Below are 16,554 nucleotides of genomic sequence, written 5' to 3'. Positions count from 1 at the left end.
TATCTTTAACCTGAGATAATTCAATGCTCTCCTATATTGTTAACAGTGAATGGCCGATTAATGACCGTCTAACATATTTAGCTTAGAAGCTTGATTTGCTCTTTGACGATTTACTTTAGTCATTCCTCATAGTGCCAGCAAAGTTTTGCAGTATCAAGTCGAGTTCTCTCATGCTAAGGGGTATTGAAACGGCGACAATTTTGGCTAAAATAATGGATTAGATTACGCACTCTCAGTCACTTTTTTATCACTAATCTGTCTTAAAAAAGTCTACTATGAATGGAGATAATGACGTGGGTAAATCTTGCAGTTTTACGGCGTTTAGGTATACCATACGCGCCCTTGTGTCCCCCTGTAAATGAGAAATGTAAATGCCGTTTTCCTTAGGTCAGCGCTGGATAAGTGATACTGAATCTGAACTTGGTTTAGGTACTGTTGTTGGAATGGAAGGCCGTATGGTCACCGTACTCTTTCCTGCAACAGGTGAGAATAGATTATTTTCACGCGCTGAAGCCCCGCTCACTCGTGTAATTTATAACCCTGGTGACAAGGTTGAAAGCCATGAAGAATGGAGCTTAAAAGTCACTGAGGTTGAAGACAAAGATGGCCTTATCATTTATCACGGTATTCATGAAGAAACCGGTGAAGAAGTCAGCTTGCGGGAAACACTGCTCAATCACAACATTCGCTTCAATAAACCCCAAGATCGTCTTTTTGCTGGCCAAATAGACCGTTTAGATCGATTTGGTGTCCGCTATCAATGCCAATTATTGCGCCATAAGCTAGCCACATCGGATTTATTGGGCTTACAAGGTCCTCGTGTTGGACTGATCCCCCACCAGCAATGGATTGCCCATGAAGTCGGACAGCGATTCGCCCCTCGCGTGCTATTAGCCGATGAAGTTGGGTTAGGTAAAACCATTGAAGCCGGCCTCATTATTCATCAACAATTGCTAACGGGCCGCGCCGAACGCATATTGGTTATTGTGCCTGATACGCTACGTCACCAGTGGTTAGTTGAAATGCTAAGGCGATTTAACCTGCGTTTCTCCGTCTTTGATGAAGATCGTTGTGTTGAAGCCTATGCCGATAATGACAATCCATTTTACACAGAACAACTGGTGATTTGCTCTTTAGAGTTACTGCGCAAAAAGCGTCGTCTTGAGCAAGCTGTTGATGCCGATTGGGATTTACTGGTTGTTGATGAAGCCCACCATTTAGAATGGTCAGAAGAAGCGCCAAGTCGTGCTTATCGTATTGTTGAAGCCTTAAGTGAAGCAATCCCTGGCGTATTATTACTCACCGCCACACCGGATCAATTAGGTCACCAGAGCCATTTCGCTCGCTTGCGTTTGCTCGATCCAGATCGTTTTTACGATTATGACGCCTTTTTAACAGAAGAGACCAGCTATAAAGATGTCGCCATTGCCGCCGATGCCTTAGCCAGTAACGACACTATCGATACTGATACCCTTGATAAACTGGTTTCATTAGTCTCAGAAAAAGACATCAGTGATACTCTTCGGCTCATTCAAGATGATAATACTGATGTGCGTTATCAGGCTAGGCAATCACTTTTACAAGAATTACTCGACAGACACGGAACAGGCCGGGTGCTTTATCGTAACAGCCGCGCCTCAGTGAAAGGCTTCCCTAAGCGACTGTTTAACGCTCACCCACAACCTATGCCAGAGCAATATGTTACGGCAGCGCGTGTGAGCGCCATGATGAACAAACATCTGGACACAGCCGCCAAAGTGAAACAAATACTTAGCCCTGAAAAAATCTATCAAGACTTTGACAGTGGCAGTGCTAGCTGGTGGAAATTCGATCCTCGCGTTGACTGGCTGATTGAGTTTTTGAAAAACAATCGCAGTAAAAAAGTCCTGATCATCGCCAGCCAAGCCGATACCGCACTCAGCCTTGAAGAAGCATTGCGAACCCGTGAAGGCATTCAAGCCACAGTCTTCCATGAAGGCATGTCTATCATTGAACGTGACAAAGCGGGTGCTTATTTCGCTCAAGAAAGTGGCGGTGCCCAAGCCCTCATTTGCTCTGAAATTGGCTCAGAAGGACGTAATTTCCAATTTGCTAGTCACTTAATCTTGTTTGATTTACCGCTGAACCCCGATCTGCTTGAACAACGTATCGGCCGTTTAGACAGAATTGGTCAAAAGAATGATGTTGAAATTCATTTGCCTTATCTTGAACATACTGCTCAAGAAGGCTTAATGAACTGGTATCACAAAGGCCTAAATGCCTTTGAGCAAACCTGCCCAAGCGGTCACATTTTGTTCAATGAGTTTTCAGCAAGTCTACTTGATAGTTTATTACTCAATGATGAAGACAGCTTCAACAGCTTACTGGAAGACACCCAAGAACGTTACCAAACGCTAAAATTGGCGATGGAGCAAGGGCGAGATAAGCTTCTGGAAATTAATTCTCATGGTGGAGAAAAATCGGCTCAACTGGTAGAGAAGCTTGCTAGTCGCGATCAAGACACTCACCTCATTGGCTCAGTGATCCGTCTGTGGGATATTATTGGTGTGGAACAAGAAGACAGTGGCGAAAATGCCATTGTACTTCGCCCAAGCGAACACATGATGTTCCCAACCTATCCTGGATTACCCGAAGATGGCGTTACTGTCACTTTTGACCGCGATATCGCGTTATCTCGTGATGATATTGCCCTCATTACGCAAGAGCACCCCATTGTACAAACAGGCTTAGATCTCATCACCTCATCTGAAACCGGAACTACCAGTGTTGCTGTGTTAAAAAACAAAGCCTTGCCAGCTGGAACCCTGTTTTTAGAACTCATTTATATGGCCGATGCTTCTGCGCCTAAATCGAGTCAACTTTATCGTTATTTCCCGCCGACTCCCGTCCGTATTTTACTGGATCAAAGTGGCAATAATTTATCCGATAAAGTCTCCTATGAAAGCTTTGATAAGCAATTAAGCGCCGTCAACCGTCATATTGGCAGTAAGCTTGTTAACGCTTATCAAACAGCATTGCATCCATTGCTGGGTAAAGCAGAGTCCTTTGCCGATAAGGAATTGGCTTTATTAATCGACACGGCTCGCGCGAAAATGACAGAGCAATTATCCAGTGAGCAAGCAAGGCTTGAGGCCTTAAAAGCCGTCAACCCTAATATTCGCGATGAAGAAATTGAGCATATTAAAGAGCAAATGAGTGAACTCAACCGTTACTTAGATGCAGGACAATTACAACTCGATTCCATCCGTTTAATTGTGGTGAGTCACGCGTAGCGCTCTTTCATTCCAACTTTAAAACAGTTAAACATGCTCAGGATCTCAATATGAGATCCTGAGCATGTTCCTTTGACTTCCCCCTTTCACACCAGCAAAAAACCATCACATAAAAACACAATTGAAAAACAATATGCTAACATGCCGCATTTAATCGTTATTATTAATAAACAAGGTAGTTATTTTAAAATGAAAAAATTGAGTGTATTCGGCTTAGCTGGCATTATTTTATTGTTATCAGGCTGTGCAACAACATATAAAATAGACCCCAATTTAGTCAGTCAATTTAAACCTGAAGCAGTCCCCGCTCAGGATGAAACGTTTGTCTATGTTATTCGAGGCGCTAATTTTCAAGGAGGTGCCAGAGGACTATGGCTTGCAGCTAATAAACATGTCCTTGCCGATTTATCTAATGGCTCTCATACGTTATTAAAATTGGATTCAGGTATTAACTCTATCCACGGTGTACAAGGGCTGGCAGGATTCGCGTACGCTAAAGTTGATAATAAGCCAGGCGAGACCCTTTATTATCAGATAGATTATATTAAAGGTGAAATGAAAGAGATCAGTTATGAACTCGGCGCATCTATGATAATGCAAACCAAGAAAGCTAAAGATATTGGTGAGCCCAGAAAAAATGATGCACATGATAATTTACTGATTAACCCGTCCTTATTAGGTTTCCCTGTGATGAAAGAAGCAGAGGAAGCAATGAAAGCAGACGATAAAACCGCCATCATCAATTTCTACCGTATGGAAACATTGATTGGTCAAGTGCCATTCGATATTTGGTCTCAAGAAGGTTATATCGGTAGCACCACTTCTGGCACATATTTTCAAGTGAGAGTGACACCTGGAAAACATACCTTTTTATCTTTCTCAGAGCGCTATTCTGTTTTAGAAGCAAATGTGGAAGCAGGTAAAGAATACATTGTTGAATTTGATGTGGATATGGGTTGGAATCAAGCTCATGTTCAATTGTTACCAATCGATCCTAAAAAGTCAGAAAAAACAATTAAAAAATGGCAGAAAAAAGCAAAATTAATGGCCGTTGACTTAGACGTCATTAACCAAGATGCCTTTAAGCAACGCGTAGAAGCTGCACAAGAGTACTTAGCCACTCCTTATGAACAAATTAAGAACGGTAAATTAGCGACAAGAATACTAGAAGATCACCATACCCTTTAATATTCTCTCAAATGCCAGTGAGCTGAACTGGCATTTAACCAATACGGACAATGTATAATTAACCATCACTTACCCGCCAACAGTTAACAATTTATTACAATATGTAACAAATTGGTTTACAGTATCTGCTTTCAATCTATTCAACATTACCAATAAAGTCTAACAAGGAAGTTTCGTCATGAAGACACGACTCGCTATTGCCATTTCGGCTGCCCTCCTTTCCCCTATGAGCTTCGCAGCCACAGAAGCACAATACAATATCACTCATCAAAATAACGATAAATATCGAGGCCAAAAAGTGAGCTTACAGGGACAGTCTCAACAAAAGCACGCTGTCGCTTGGATGATAAAGCTCAATACCAAACCCATTGCCCAACAAAGCCAAACCTTAGACTATGATGCGACGAGTGTTAAAAGTCAGATTACGGCTTCACAAGCCAGAGTGCTTGCATCCCTGAGTCAAATGAATGCCAAAGTGTTGACCTCCACTTCAGTATTAATGAACACCCTTATCGTTGAAGCTGACAAGCCGTCACTTTCCACGTTATACACCCATCCCGATGTCCAAGATATTCTGCCCATTTATGACTACAAACTCAATATTACTGACAGTGCAGACTATATCAATGCCACTAAAATCGTAACGAGTGGCTTAGCTTCCGGTGCCGGACAAAGAGTGGCTATTTTAGACACGGGTGTCGACTATACTCATCAAGCTTTAGGGGGAACAGGCACACAAGCAGACTTTGATGCGGCCATTGCAAGCAAAGCGCAAGCGCCAAGTTGGCCCCAAGGGAATATCATAGGAGGGTGGGATTTTATTAATAACGACCCCAACCCGATTGAAATAGAAACCAGTCACGGTACCCATGTGACACATTCTGTTTTAGGCATTGCGCCTGAAACGGAACTATTTGTCTATTCTGTCTGCCAGACTATTTGCCCAGGTTTAGCACAAATTTTAGCATTGGAAGCAGCAATCGATCCCAATGGAGATGGCAATATCAGTGATAGAGTCGACACTGTGAACATGTCAATTGGCGGTATCTTTGGTGATACTCAAGATGATGCGATTCAAGCAATGATTGATGAAGTCACCCAGCTTGGCGTCAATTTTGTTGTTGCTGCGGGTAATGACGGCGCCTCTCCATTCATTGTCGGCGGACCAAGCACAACAGACAGTGCACTATCGGTCGCTGCAACGAGTCACCCCATCACCACCGTCAGCGACATTGATCTACAAGTGAATGATAAAAATATCACGGCAAAAGCGGCTCTTTTTAATCCAGACAAAGCATTTCGACTCGATAATACACAAACCGTTATTATTTATCCTGACGCCAATCAAACAGCTTGTGACGCTTTTTCTGAAGCAATTGACTTTACCGGTAAAACCGTCCTTATCGACACCGGAGGAGAATGCTCTTTTACCGATCAAGTGTTACATGCTCAACAAGCGGGCGCCGCTGCTGTGATTATTGGTTTACATGTGAGAGGTATGGCACCTTTTAGCATGTCTGGTAGCGATAATCGTATTACCATCCCCTCAATCATGATCGAAAAATCGGATAGTGATTTCTTAAAAGAGCAAATCATTGAAGGCAATTTAACCTTCTCAATCGAAGCAACAGAATATAATGCCGTAGACTCTATCGCCAGCTTCACATCACGGGGTCCATCGGTCGCAGGCACATTAAAACCAGAAATTACCGCACCGGGTGTGAGCGTATTAACGGCACAACCCGGTACAGGCAATGCACTCACCCCAGTGAGCGGTACCTCTTTTTCTTCGCCCATAACCGCTGGCGCAGTCAGCCTTTTACGCCAAGCCTTACCCGATCGTAATGCGTTAGAGATCAAGGCGACCTTGATGAATACTGCCAACTTAAATATGACTCTCGGTGCAAAAGCGCTTGAGCCTGAAGCAGAACTGGCCCCTATCAGTTATATTGGCGCAGGGCTCTTAAATGTAGACAAAGCCATGCAATCTTCTGTTATTGCATGGAGTAAAGACACCAAGCAAGCTGCACTGGCTTATGGCTTAGTCGCTATTGATAGCCCAACAAACATCACTAAGACGGTCAGAGTAAAAAATTTTTCTACCCAAGAAAAAAACTATACCTTGCATGTTAATCCTCGTTTCAATAATGATGTCGACACTGAAGCGGTGAGCTTCACACTCCCAGAGTCAATCAGCATTCCGGCAGGCCAGACCGTAGAGTTTGACGTTATTGTCAAGGTCGACCCCAACCAATTGCCAGAGTGGAAACTCAGCTCCTCATTTGGACTCAGTGACACAGAAGAAAATGCCTCTAAGGCGTTAACCCTGTCAGAATATGATGGTTCAATTGAATTTAAAGAGGGTGATGAAATCGCCTTACACCTTGTTTATCATATGCTCCCTAAAGCTAAAGCCGCCATTGATATCAAAACAGAAATAAGCGATGAAGAAACCAAACGCGTATTGACCAATACTGGCGCAACCAGTATTAACTACCCTTATGCAGTGCCATTATTGGCCACCAGTCCAATTGATGAAAGTCAACGCCACGATATAATCAATGTGACCGGTGAACTCATTGATGATTATTTCTGTCGAAGTGGCATTGGTATTTATAGCTCAATGCAAACGCGCGATCCCATTATTCACCCCTTAGGGAATAGTTATCTGGTTGACTTTGATACCAACCAAGATGGAGTATGGGATTACAGTGTCAGTACAATTAACATTAAAGATTTAGACAGTCGAGCACGGCACGCACTCTACGCCGTTGTGGGTCCCTACGGCTCAAATAGTGATTTAGTGCTTGCACCAGCCTATCATATGACAGGAAATGACTTTCTGACTCTCGGTATTTGCTTAGAAGATTTATCATTAACTGAGGATGCACTGGGACAATCTGTTAATGTGCGTTACCGCATCGAAGAAGCTGCTGGCATTTATGCCGCCACAGGAAAAGCCGACGAAGTGACGGCGACCTTAACACTGAATTATTCTGGATTAAGTGCACAACTATTAGACAGTGAAGACAATATCATCACTAAGCTCGCTCCTGGCCAGAGTGCTTACCTTAATACTCAAGGCGCTCAAAATGCGTTAGGGTATGTGTTGCAGTCAGAAGCTGGCGCCGTTGCATTAGCCATCGATACCCGTTCAGATCCCAAATTAGCGCCCACAATTAATAGTGCTGAATTTATCATTTCAATCGATACGGCAGCGGGAAGCCTATTAGGCCAATTAGACATTACCGATCTCGATGAGCTTAGTAGTCCTTTCTCTGAAGTCATAGTGCTCAGCAGCAACAGTGATTTCCTCATCATTGACAAAGAGGGTACCGTTCGTTTAAGTGATGATGCCATCATCACTGAAGATACGCCCAATATGATAGCCGAGGTTATCGCACTTGATACCTTAGCAAATCGCTCAGGTTCAGCCACTGTGACTGTCATTGTCCAAACAGAAGATGACAATGATGGAGAAGAGAAGGATGAAGAAGAGAAAGACGAAAATGAAGCTGTTGAAGAGGATGAAGCCGTTGAAGAAAAAGCCGCCCTTAATGACAAATCATCATCAGCAGGTTCTCTGGGCTGGTTAGGCTTTTTCTTACTCCCATTAACCCTATTGAGACGACGCCACTAAATACGCATAGTATCATCACAAATGATAAGCTCACCAAGGGAGCCTATGGCTCCCTTATATGTAGCTAACTTGTTATATTTTTTGGAACGAATTAAAATACTGATGGTACTAATTTTATTGAGCACTGCCCGTGAAAAGTTCAACTGTATCTTTTGTTTTAACCAGCTGTAATCGATTTGATTTACTCGAAAAAACATTAACCAGTTTTTTTAAATTTAATACCTACCCTATTGCCGAATATATTATTATTGAAGATAGCCACAATCGCGATAAATTAGAGGCTGTATTATCAACATTTCCCTTGGTCGAATTTACGGTTCTCTATAATCAACAGCAACTTGGCCAGATGAAGAGTATTGATAGAGCCTATAACAGAGTCACCTCTGAATATATTTTTCATTGCGAAGATGATTGGGAATTTTATCAAACAGGATTCATCGAAGCCTCATTTGCAGTACTAAACAGCGATGAAAAGTTCGTCACAGTGTGGCTCAGAGAGCAAAATGATACCAATGAACATCCTATTGAACCTGAAATTTTTTATTGTGATAACCATGTAACACCATACCAAATAATGCAGCGGAATTATCATAACTCACACTCATGGCATGGCTTTACCTTTAATCCCGGCTTAAGAAGATTAAAGGATTACCAACTCCTTGCACCTATCGGTGACCTTGCTGGTGAGTGCGAAATGAGTCAATTATATTTCGACCACGATTTTAAAGCTGCTATTTTCCCTAAAGGTTTTGTCCGACATATTGGCAATCATAGGGGGATCCGCTACGGATTAAATCAAAGTGCATTAACGAAAGATATCTCTGTGTATATAAAAAAAATAAAAGCAAATATGTGTCAAATATTAGGTATTTAATCCATCATAGAACTGAATGCCATGATGGCATTCAGACCTTCACGCAAATAAAGATGATCACCATCTAGATTGGCGATTTTCATAGGGCATATCAGGTTTTTTACCTTGTCTCAATGCCGCTATCACTCGATTCTTTCCCATTAATAACTTTATTTGGCTAAACGTTTCTCGCCTCAGCAAACGTCTGACACTGGCAGTCCAGCTTCGGTTAATACTCAATTTGATTGCAGCATTAGCATCAGGAGAGGTCAGCATCAACTGCTGCGCTAAATCCTCAGCACTTTGCAATGGGTTGGTCACGATTTGAGTGACTAATCCTTTTTTTAGGGCCTTTTCTGCGCTGAGCACTTCTGCCGTCATGGTTAACAGTAATGCTTGATCTTTTGGCATGACTTCTCTTAATGTCACCAATCCCGCCATATCAGGTAATAACCCCCATTTGGCCTCCATAATTGAAAATTGTGCCGTGTTTGACACCAATCGAAAATCCGCTCCCAAGGCAATTTGCATGCCGCCACCAAAACAACAACCTTCTATTGCTGCAATCACAGGAACAGGTAACTGCCGCCATCCTAAGGAGACTCGCTGGGCGAGATTGGCATTCCCTGGCAACCCTTTGAACAATAATCGCAATGCTTGCATGGGAGATTGCATCACACTTTTCACATCAAGGCCTGAGCAAAAATTGTTCCCTGCACCAAATAAAATTACGGCCTGAAGCTCGCGATCTTTCTTTAACTGTTTAATGGTGCTATCAATTTCCAGAAATGCATCAAAGTTAAGCGCATTACATTTATCAGGGCGATTCAAACACACATAAGCGATGCCCTGTTGCTTTTTAAGTTCTATATAATTCCCTTGCATTTTCACCCACTCATAAATTAACGCTATAAAAACAAAAAAATATCCTTTGACCAACATTACCCCAAATATGCTAGCATCATTAGCCATAATATCGTTACCACAAAGTGCTCTTTTTATTACAAAGCACACTGTAGTTTGAAAAAGTTGTCTTTTTCATGTCAATCTAAGGATCTTGATTAATGCCATTCCCAGTGCTTATCTGTGATGACTTTGCATTAGCCCGAAAACAAATAGTACGCAGCTTTCCCCCGCAATGGGATATTGACGTGACCTATGCAGTCAACGGCTTGGAAGCCGTTGAAGCCATACGTCAAGGAAAAGGCGAATTGGTTTTTTTAGATTTAAACATGCCTATCATGAGCGGCTTTGACGTTCTGAACATGGTTCAATCCGAAAAGATAAACTGTCAAATCATCATCGTTTCCGCAGACATTCAAATTAGCACCTTAATGAGAGCTAAATCACTAGGTGCACTTGATTTTATTCAAAAACCCGTTAATCCTGAATCGCTCAAGTATTTATTAGATGAGCACAATCTTTTTCGCAACCACCTCTCACCTATTGCCACGATACCGCCGCCTCCCCATGTCTTTCTACTCGATGCAACGAAAGAGCTGGCCAACGTCGCAATGGGAAAAGCGGCGGCTTTATTATCGAACTTGTTAGATACAGCCGTCATTTTGCCTATCCCTAACGTCAACACATTGGAAGTCAATGAGCTCATCATGGCGCTTAAATCCACTGATAATCAAGAAAGTATTTCTGCTTTATGCCAAGGTTTTATCGGCGCCAATATTGCTGGGGAAGCCTTACTGCTATTTCATGACTCTTCGTTTAACGATATGGCCATTTTAATGAACTTACCCTTTCCTCAAGATCAGCAAGGCGAAATTGAAATCATGATGGATATTGGCAACGTGCTCATTGGTGCCTTCCTCAACGGCTTATCTGAGCAGCTCGACGAAACATTCCATCAAAGTCATCCTGTTATATTAGGCAAACATTGTAGCGCCAACGATTTGATCCACGAAAACTCGGGTAAATGGACTAAACACTTGACCATGGAAATCAACTACCGTATTGAAGGTCATAACATCCAATGTGATTTATTATTGGTGTTAACCGAGGATTCTATACCCACATTGAAAAAAAAATTGCAGCACTTTATCAATAGGACCCCATTAACATGAATCCGACATCAAGCATCAATGAGCAGTGGCATTGGTTGACCGATATGGTACAAACCATAGAAGTGGGACTGGTGGTACTCGATAAAGATTTTAACATTCAACTGTGGAATGGCTTTATGGAAAGCCACAGTGGGATCCTTTTCGATACGCTATACAATAAAAATATTTTTGAGCAATTTAAAGACTTACCTAAAGATTGGCTGCAACAAAAAATGCAATCGGTTTTTCTCTTAAAGAACCGCTCCTTTATCTGCTGGGAACAACGCCCTTTCGTTTTTCAATTTAAAAATTATCGGCCCATTACCTGTCGCGCTAACTTCATGTATCAAAATGTCACTTTATTACCCCTCACATCAAAAGAAGGACATATTACTCATATCAGCATGCTCGTTTACGATGTCACCGATGTGGCCCTAAATCGCCAACAATTAAAAACCGCCAACGATAACTTAGCACGCTTGAGTCAAATTGATGATTTATCTCAACTGTATAATCGACGTCACTGGCAAATTTGTATGCAAAAGGAATTTGACCGACATCTTCGTTATGGGTACTCCACTTCCTTATTAATGCTCGATATCGATTACTTTAAAAATATTAATGATAACTATGGTCATTATGCGGGTGATAAAGTGATTCAAACCATTTCACACATTATTCGCCAATCTTTGCGACAAACAGATTTTGCGGGCCGTTATGGCGGAGAAGAATTTGCAATCGTTCTACCTGAAACCACTATTCAACAAGCACTCAATCTGGCTGAACGCCTAAGGCAAACAATCGAAGCAACCCCCTTTGTTTTCAGTGATACTATGATCAAAATTACCGCCAGTCTCGGACTATGTGAAATTGATAATCATATTCAAACCAATGAACAGTGGCTTGAAAATGCTGACATGGCACTTTATGAAGCCAAAAGGCAAGGAAGAAATTGCAGTGTCATCTTCAGTACACAGTACAAAAATCTTCAATTCAAAAATGAGAGCACACTGAACTGAATTCGGATTGTTATAAAGTCAAAAAATGAAGCCAAAAGGCGAGATCCGCGTTAAAAATTGATTTTTAACGCGAATACAATACGGATAGGCATTAATGCAGGGAGTGGCCGTCATGCTCAGTAGACGCTTCCTCTTCAAGCTCTTCATCACCGATAAAGTAAGTGCCCCAACCGTCGTAGTCTACTTTTTGTTTCGCCGCAACATGAAGCAGTTTTTCACAAGCATCATCGAGCAACGCCACTTCTAACAAATGGGTACTCATGGCATCGAAGCAATAAATAACAGAACCATCTTCCAGCTCCATTTCCTCTGCATCATTGACTTCAAAACCCAGTTTAAAGGCTTCAACAGCGGCTTTTTCTAATTTATCAAAATTCGTCGAAGAAAAATGATGTTCGATACTGTACTCGGCATCTGGATCAGAGCCATCTGCCAGCATAGCATCAACGATCTCTCTATTTTCTTGTTTCTGTAACTCTAATTGCTGTGCAATCGACATGAAGGACTCCAAATCATTAAATATTATTTGAGACTGTTTTACCCATCAAGACTTGGGCTTCTTGATTCAGTTGAACTAATTTTTGTGTCATTTGAGCATGGATCTTGGCAGAAAAATCTTTAACCTGTGACTTATCAACGCCATTGGTTGTGATCGGATCCATCACTTCAATGAGCACCACACCGTTATTCCAACGATTTAATTTGATATGACACTGGTTCGATGCCAATACAGGCACCATAGGTACCTGAGCAGCAATCGCCGTGTAAAATGCCCCCATTTTAAACGGTAATAAACCTCGGCCTTGTGAGCGAGTGCCTTCCGGAAACACCCAAAGAGACAGGCATTTATTTTTAATATTCTGAGCCGTTTTTGCCATAGTATCAAAAGCTTTACTGCGATTTCTTCGATCCAGTAAAATGTTACCTGTTAACCAATAGATTTGTCCAATCAATGGCATCCAAGCTATGCTTTTTTTCCCTAAACTCACCGTGCCTTTTGGCACAGCTGCTGTATGAGTGAAAATATCAAAATTGTTTTGATGATTTGCCAAAAAGATACAAGGATTGCTATTGTTTTTTGTTTGATTACGCACAATCACTTTTATCCCTAATACAGGCGCTGCAAAGGAAAACATTTTGGCTAACATATGTACATTATTACGATGACGGGGTCTCACTAAACAAACTAAACTGCCAATAACAAAAGCCAAACACAACATAATGGCTAAAATAATACATCTAAAAATTAAAAGCACCGCACTCTCCCGCAACTCAAGTCTGCCACAGTATAACGAGCCAAGATACGCGACTCAATATATTGTTTACACTTGTATGCTGAATAAATATAAATTATAAGTTTTTTTAGTTAATTTGATATTGACTCATGACTCATCAAATGACCTTTTTTATACCACAGTTTTAATGTCATTCTCATGACAAGGGCACTCAAAGCTAAGCAAGCCACAATCACTGCGCCACTCGGTAAATCTAAGCCTGCTGATAACAATAGACCGCCACAATAGCCAAAAATTCCCACTAAATAAGCTAACGCTAAACCAAAGCGGCCATAGTAACGATTAATCGCCAGTGCAGGTAAAATTAAACTACTGAAAACGAGATACACGCCCACCAGCTCCACCGATAAGGTGATCACTATGGCAAAAATCAAATAAAAAGCTCGCCCTTCCAATAGGCTCGGCTTCAATACAATGAGCAATAAAACCAAGGTATACACTATTGCTGGTAGCAACAACTGAGATAAATTGACCCAAAGAATTTGCCCCGAAAGTAATTGTTTAAGCAATTCTGCACCATGGGGATCATTAGCGAGGATCAACATGGCGGCCACTGCGGCTAACACATAAAAACAACCGATAAAGGCCTCAAGTTCATCCTGCATTCGCTTCGATAGCCAAGCAATAATACCCGCCCCTGCAATGGCAAAAATCGCAGGCATCCAAACATTAGAGAAAGGCAATTCGGCTAGATCATGATGTAAATGCCCAATAACAGTACCCAATGCAGCCACTTGCGCAATAGCCAAATCGATGAAAATAATTCCTCTTTTAAGCACTTGTTGACCAAGCACCACATGTGTCGACAAGACTAATAGTCCTGCCAGTAGAGCCGGAATTAAAATCGATACTAGCTCTATATCAATACCCATACTCAACATAAATCCCCTTTATGTGATAAAAAAGAGCATCAATTTGATGCTCTTTTTTCTGCTCATTTATTGATTAATAAATAAAACCATTATTGTGGTTCTGTTTTTTCCACATTTAACAATAAGGTTAATGTGCTGGTATACAAACTGAACAAATCTTGGCTTGCATCATTGCCGCCCACAGACATAGGCAAGGTTACCACAGGTAAACTTGCCCGCTCTCCTAACCATAACGCACCGCGATCATCTTGATAAGATGCAATGATAATGACCATGATTTTTTGTTTCGCTGCACTTTTCAATAGCTGAGCTAAATGGGCGCTGCTGGGGGGTAATCCTGGCTTAGGTTCAAGATCGCCCACTTGCTCAATCCCCACCCAGTCAAACAAATAACGAAAGCTTGAATGGTAAGCAATCACTTTCTGTCCTTTCAAAGGCGCCGCCATGGCTTTCCATTTCGCCATAGCCTCGGTCCAGCGCTTTGAAAAACGTGCTAAATTCACTTGGTATTGTACGCGATTGTCACCGTCTAATTGGATCAGCTTATCCGTCAATGCCTGAGCGACTTTTAATACCCTTTCTGGAGAGAAATGAATATGAGGATTACCTTTGGCATGAACATCCCCTTGGCTTAAATCTACACTATCGAGTTTATCTAACGTCTCAATTTGATCAGCTGCAAAAAACAAACCTTGATCCGTTGAGCGTATCTTGGCATTGGCCGATTTCATTTGCAGCATGGGCAACCAACCAATTTCAAGATCGGCACCCGCACAAACGGCTAAATCCGCTTGGCGCATTTTCGCAATTAAACTCGGCCTCGCTTGCACTTGATGGGGATCTTGCATCGCCGTGGTCGCAGCATAAACCTTAGCATTTGGCGCTAGCTCCTTGGCCAGCGATGCGTATTCTGGCTCGCAAGCAAAAATATTTAACTGAGCATAACTCAGTGACGACAGCGTCATACTCAAGCCTAAAGCGGCTGTTCTCATAAAATTAGAATTGATGCGCACCATGAGCTCCTAGTGTCATAACATATTGAAGAGTAACAACGTTATCGTTTTCTATATCATCAAAATTAGTGCCTTTCTGTAAGGTATACTGCAAACGGACCGTAGAAAAATGACTGTGATGCCAAGACAAGCTAACATCGGTTTCTTTCAGTTTTTGTTTTTCAAAAACGTCTTCATCAAGCTCCATAGTATCAACCTGCCCATAACGTAACCCAACACTCCACTGAGGGGTTAACTGATATACGCCACTTAAATACCAACCTTGTTGATAATGCGTTGAACTAGGGTAAGTATAAATCCCTTCTTCAGGTGCAAAATCCGTTAAGCGGATCCATTCAGCGCTTACCGCTAAATTCTGGTATTTGTAGTTACCTTTTGGTGCCCATTTATACACAAAATCGGCAATGTACATATTTTGCCCCGTATAGGCAGCATCATGGCTATGTTCATCATCACTATGATCATGGTCGTGATCATGATCTTCTGCGGTTAAACGACCATTTTTGTTATGCAAGTAACTCAAGCCTGCTTGCCACGAGCTTTCAATACCAATATCACCGCCCACTTTGGTGTAAACCGTGTACACGCCAAGGTTGTCATATTCCCGCTCATGGTGCTCATCATCAGCAGCGCGCATGCTATCGCCTTGAAAAATCTCAGTCCCTAAGGTCCAATACACATCGGTGGGAGCAAGGTAAGTTAACCGTGCGCCATCATCATAATAATGACTGCCTAGAAAAGCGCGGTAAACTGCAGGTCTATCCACAAAAGAGTCAGTATGCACATGTTGATTATTCAAATAACCAATATCAGATAAAAAGCGGCCGCCACGAATCGCAAAACCTGCTGGCATGGCTAAGGTTTGAATAAAAGCTTCTTCAAGATTAAGCTCTGTTTCACCGTCATTCACTTCCACTACCGTGGTGAGTTTGCCATAGAACATATCATCAATATTGGCACTGAGAGCCAACTCATTATGTCCCATTCCAAAGCCTTCAGTGGCTTCTGACAATGGACGGTCAGTATTTTGATAATAACCATCAAGTACAACACTAATGGCAGGGTTAGTGAGAGTGGGTGTTTCTGCCCATGCTGTTGCAGAAAATAAGCCGCAAAGCAGCCCAGTAAACGTCATGTGTTTATTGAACACGGAAAATTCCTCTTACATCATTATTTTAAAATGCTATTTTGTCTCTTGCGCTCAACAAATGATTTCATTGCAAGATAAATACAGTGAAGACCAAAAAGCGCCAATAATAAAATTTGGCATGCATAAAAGCGCTTAAAAACCGATGAAAATACATCATTTAGGTTAATAACGGTGACATGAGCATGATAAAAGCGGCAA

General features: G+C 41.8%; 12 protein-coding genes. 6 read left to right on the top strand and 6 right to left on the bottom strand.

The window, feature by feature from the left end; translation table 11 throughout:
* The first annotated feature begins 371 nt into the window (after positions 1-371).
* The 4 genes from rapA to Q0779_RS15210 all read left to right on the top strand — a co-directional run bounded on the left by rapA (position 372) and on the right by Q0779_RS15210 (position 8,974).
* On the top strand, positions 372-3,272 hold the full coding sequence (gene rapA, locus Q0779_RS15225; protein ID WP_298773774.1) for an RNA polymerase-associated protein RapA: 2,901 nt from the start codon (positions 372-374) through the stop codon (positions 3,270-3,272).
* A gap of 189 nt (positions 3,273-3,461) precedes the next feature.
* Positions 3,462-4,460, top strand: a complete 999-nt coding sequence (locus Q0779_RS15220) for a hypothetical protein (RefSeq protein WP_298773773.1) — start codon at positions 3,462-3,464, stop codon at positions 4,458-4,460.
* A gap of 178 nt (positions 4,461-4,638) precedes the next feature.
* Positions 4,639-8,100 carry a S8 family serine peptidase gene (locus Q0779_RS15215; protein ID WP_298773771.1) on the top strand — a complete coding sequence of 1,154 codons (3,462 nt, stop codon included), beginning with the start codon at positions 4,639-4,641 and terminating at the stop codon, positions 8,098-8,100.
* A 130-nt stretch (positions 8,101-8,230) separates the two neighbouring features.
* The gene (locus Q0779_RS15210; protein WP_298773769.1) at positions 8,231-8,974 is read left to right on the top strand and encodes a glycosyltransferase; all 744 of its coding nucleotides are present in this window, start codon (positions 8,231-8,233) and stop codon (positions 8,972-8,974) included.
* A gap of 57 nt (positions 8,975-9,031) precedes the next feature.
* On the opposite strand, the gene Q0779_RS15205 is transcribed toward Q0779_RS15210, so the two are convergent.
* Entirely contained in the window at positions 9,032-9,838 is an 807-nt protein-coding gene (locus tag Q0779_RS15205) for a crotonase/enoyl-CoA hydratase family protein (RefSeq protein WP_298773818.1), read from the bottom strand.
* A 179-nt stretch (positions 9,839-10,017) separates the two neighbouring features.
* Between Q0779_RS15205 and Q0779_RS15200 the strand changes: the two genes are divergently transcribed.
* Positions 10,018-11,028 carry a response regulator gene (locus Q0779_RS15200; protein ID WP_298773768.1) on the top strand — a complete coding sequence of 337 codons (1,011 nt, stop codon included), beginning with the start codon at positions 10,018-10,020 and terminating at the stop codon, positions 11,026-11,028.
* Positions 11,025-12,026: a diguanylate cyclase gene (locus tag Q0779_RS15195; protein ID WP_298773767.1), complete on the top strand. Its 1,002-nt coding sequence runs from the start codon at positions 11,025-11,027 to the stop codon at positions 12,024-12,026. The genes Q0779_RS15200 and Q0779_RS15195 overlap by 4 nt, the downstream gene beginning before the upstream one ends.
* 91 nt (positions 12,027-12,117) lie before the next feature.
* On the opposite strand, the gene rraB is transcribed toward Q0779_RS15195, so the two are convergent.
* The 5 genes from rraB to Q0779_RS15170 form a co-directional block, all read right to left on the bottom strand.
* A complete protein-coding gene (gene rraB / locus Q0779_RS15190; protein ID WP_298773766.1) occupies positions 12,118-12,525 on the bottom strand; it encodes a ribonuclease E inhibitor RraB in 408 nt (135 codons plus the stop codon).
* A 16-nt stretch (positions 12,526-12,541) separates the two neighbouring features.
* A complete protein-coding gene (locus Q0779_RS15185) occupies positions 12,542-13,282 on the bottom strand; it encodes a 1-acylglycerol-3-phosphate O-acyltransferase (protein WP_298773764.1) in 741 nt (246 codons plus the stop codon).
* A 110-nt stretch (positions 13,283-13,392) separates the two neighbouring features.
* Complete coding sequence (locus Q0779_RS15180; RefSeq protein WP_298773763.1) at positions 13,393-14,202, bottom strand: metal ABC transporter permease; 810 nt, start codon at positions 14,200-14,202, stop codon at positions 13,393-13,395.
* A gap of 80 nt (positions 14,203-14,282) precedes the next feature.
* Positions 14,283-15,206: a zinc ABC transporter substrate-binding protein gene (locus tag Q0779_RS15175; protein WP_298773816.1), complete on the bottom strand. Its 924-nt coding sequence runs from the start codon at positions 15,204-15,206 to the stop codon at positions 14,283-14,285.
* On the bottom strand, positions 15,190-16,341 hold the full coding sequence (locus Q0779_RS15170; RefSeq protein WP_298773815.1) for a hypothetical protein: 1,152 nt from the start codon (positions 16,339-16,341) through the stop codon (positions 15,190-15,192). Before Q0779_RS15170 ends, Q0779_RS15175 begins: the two co-directional genes overlap by 17 nt.
* Positions 16,342-16,554: the final 213 nt, after the last annotated feature.

The sequence above is a fragment of the uncultured Shewanella sp. genome, from assembly GCF_947491715.1.
GTDB lineage: Bacteria > Pseudomonadota > Gammaproteobacteria > Enterobacterales > Shewanellaceae > Shewanella.
This window is presented reverse-complemented; position numbering and strand designations above follow the sequence as displayed.

Excerpts from the sequence above, each read along its gene's own strand:
- rapA (WP_298773774.1), top strand. The coding sequence starts at position 372 with ATGCCGTTTTCCTTAGGTCAGCGCTGGATAAGTGATACTGAATCTGAA.
- Q0779_RS15220 (WP_298773773.1), top strand. The coding sequence starts at position 3,462 with ATGAAAAAATTGAGTGTATTCGGCTTAGCTGGCATTATTTTATTGTTA.
- Q0779_RS15215 (WP_298773771.1), top strand. The coding sequence starts at position 4,639 with ATGAAGACACGACTCGCTATTGCCATTTCGGCTGCCCTCCTTTCCCCT.
- Q0779_RS15205 (WP_298773818.1), bottom strand. The coding sequence starts at position 9,838 with ATGCAAGGGAATTATATAGAACTTAAAAAGCAACAGGGCATCGCTTAT.
- Q0779_RS15200 (WP_298773768.1), top strand. The coding sequence starts at position 10,018 with ATGCCATTCCCAGTGCTTATCTGTGATGACTTTGCATTAGCCCGAAAA.
- Q0779_RS15195 (WP_298773767.1), top strand. The coding sequence starts at position 11,025 with ATGAATCCGACATCAAGCATCAATGAGCAGTGGCATTGGTTGACCGAT.
- rraB (WP_298773766.1), bottom strand. The coding sequence starts at position 12,525 with ATGTCGATTGCACAGCAATTAGAGTTACAGAAACAAGAAAATAGAGAG.
- Q0779_RS15180 (WP_298773763.1), bottom strand. The coding sequence starts at position 14,202 with ATGTTGAGTATGGGTATTGATATAGAGCTAGTATCGATTTTAATTCCG.
- Q0779_RS15170 (WP_298773815.1), bottom strand. The coding sequence starts at position 16,341 with ATGACGTTTACTGGGCTGCTTTGCGGCTTATTTTCTGCAACAGCATGG.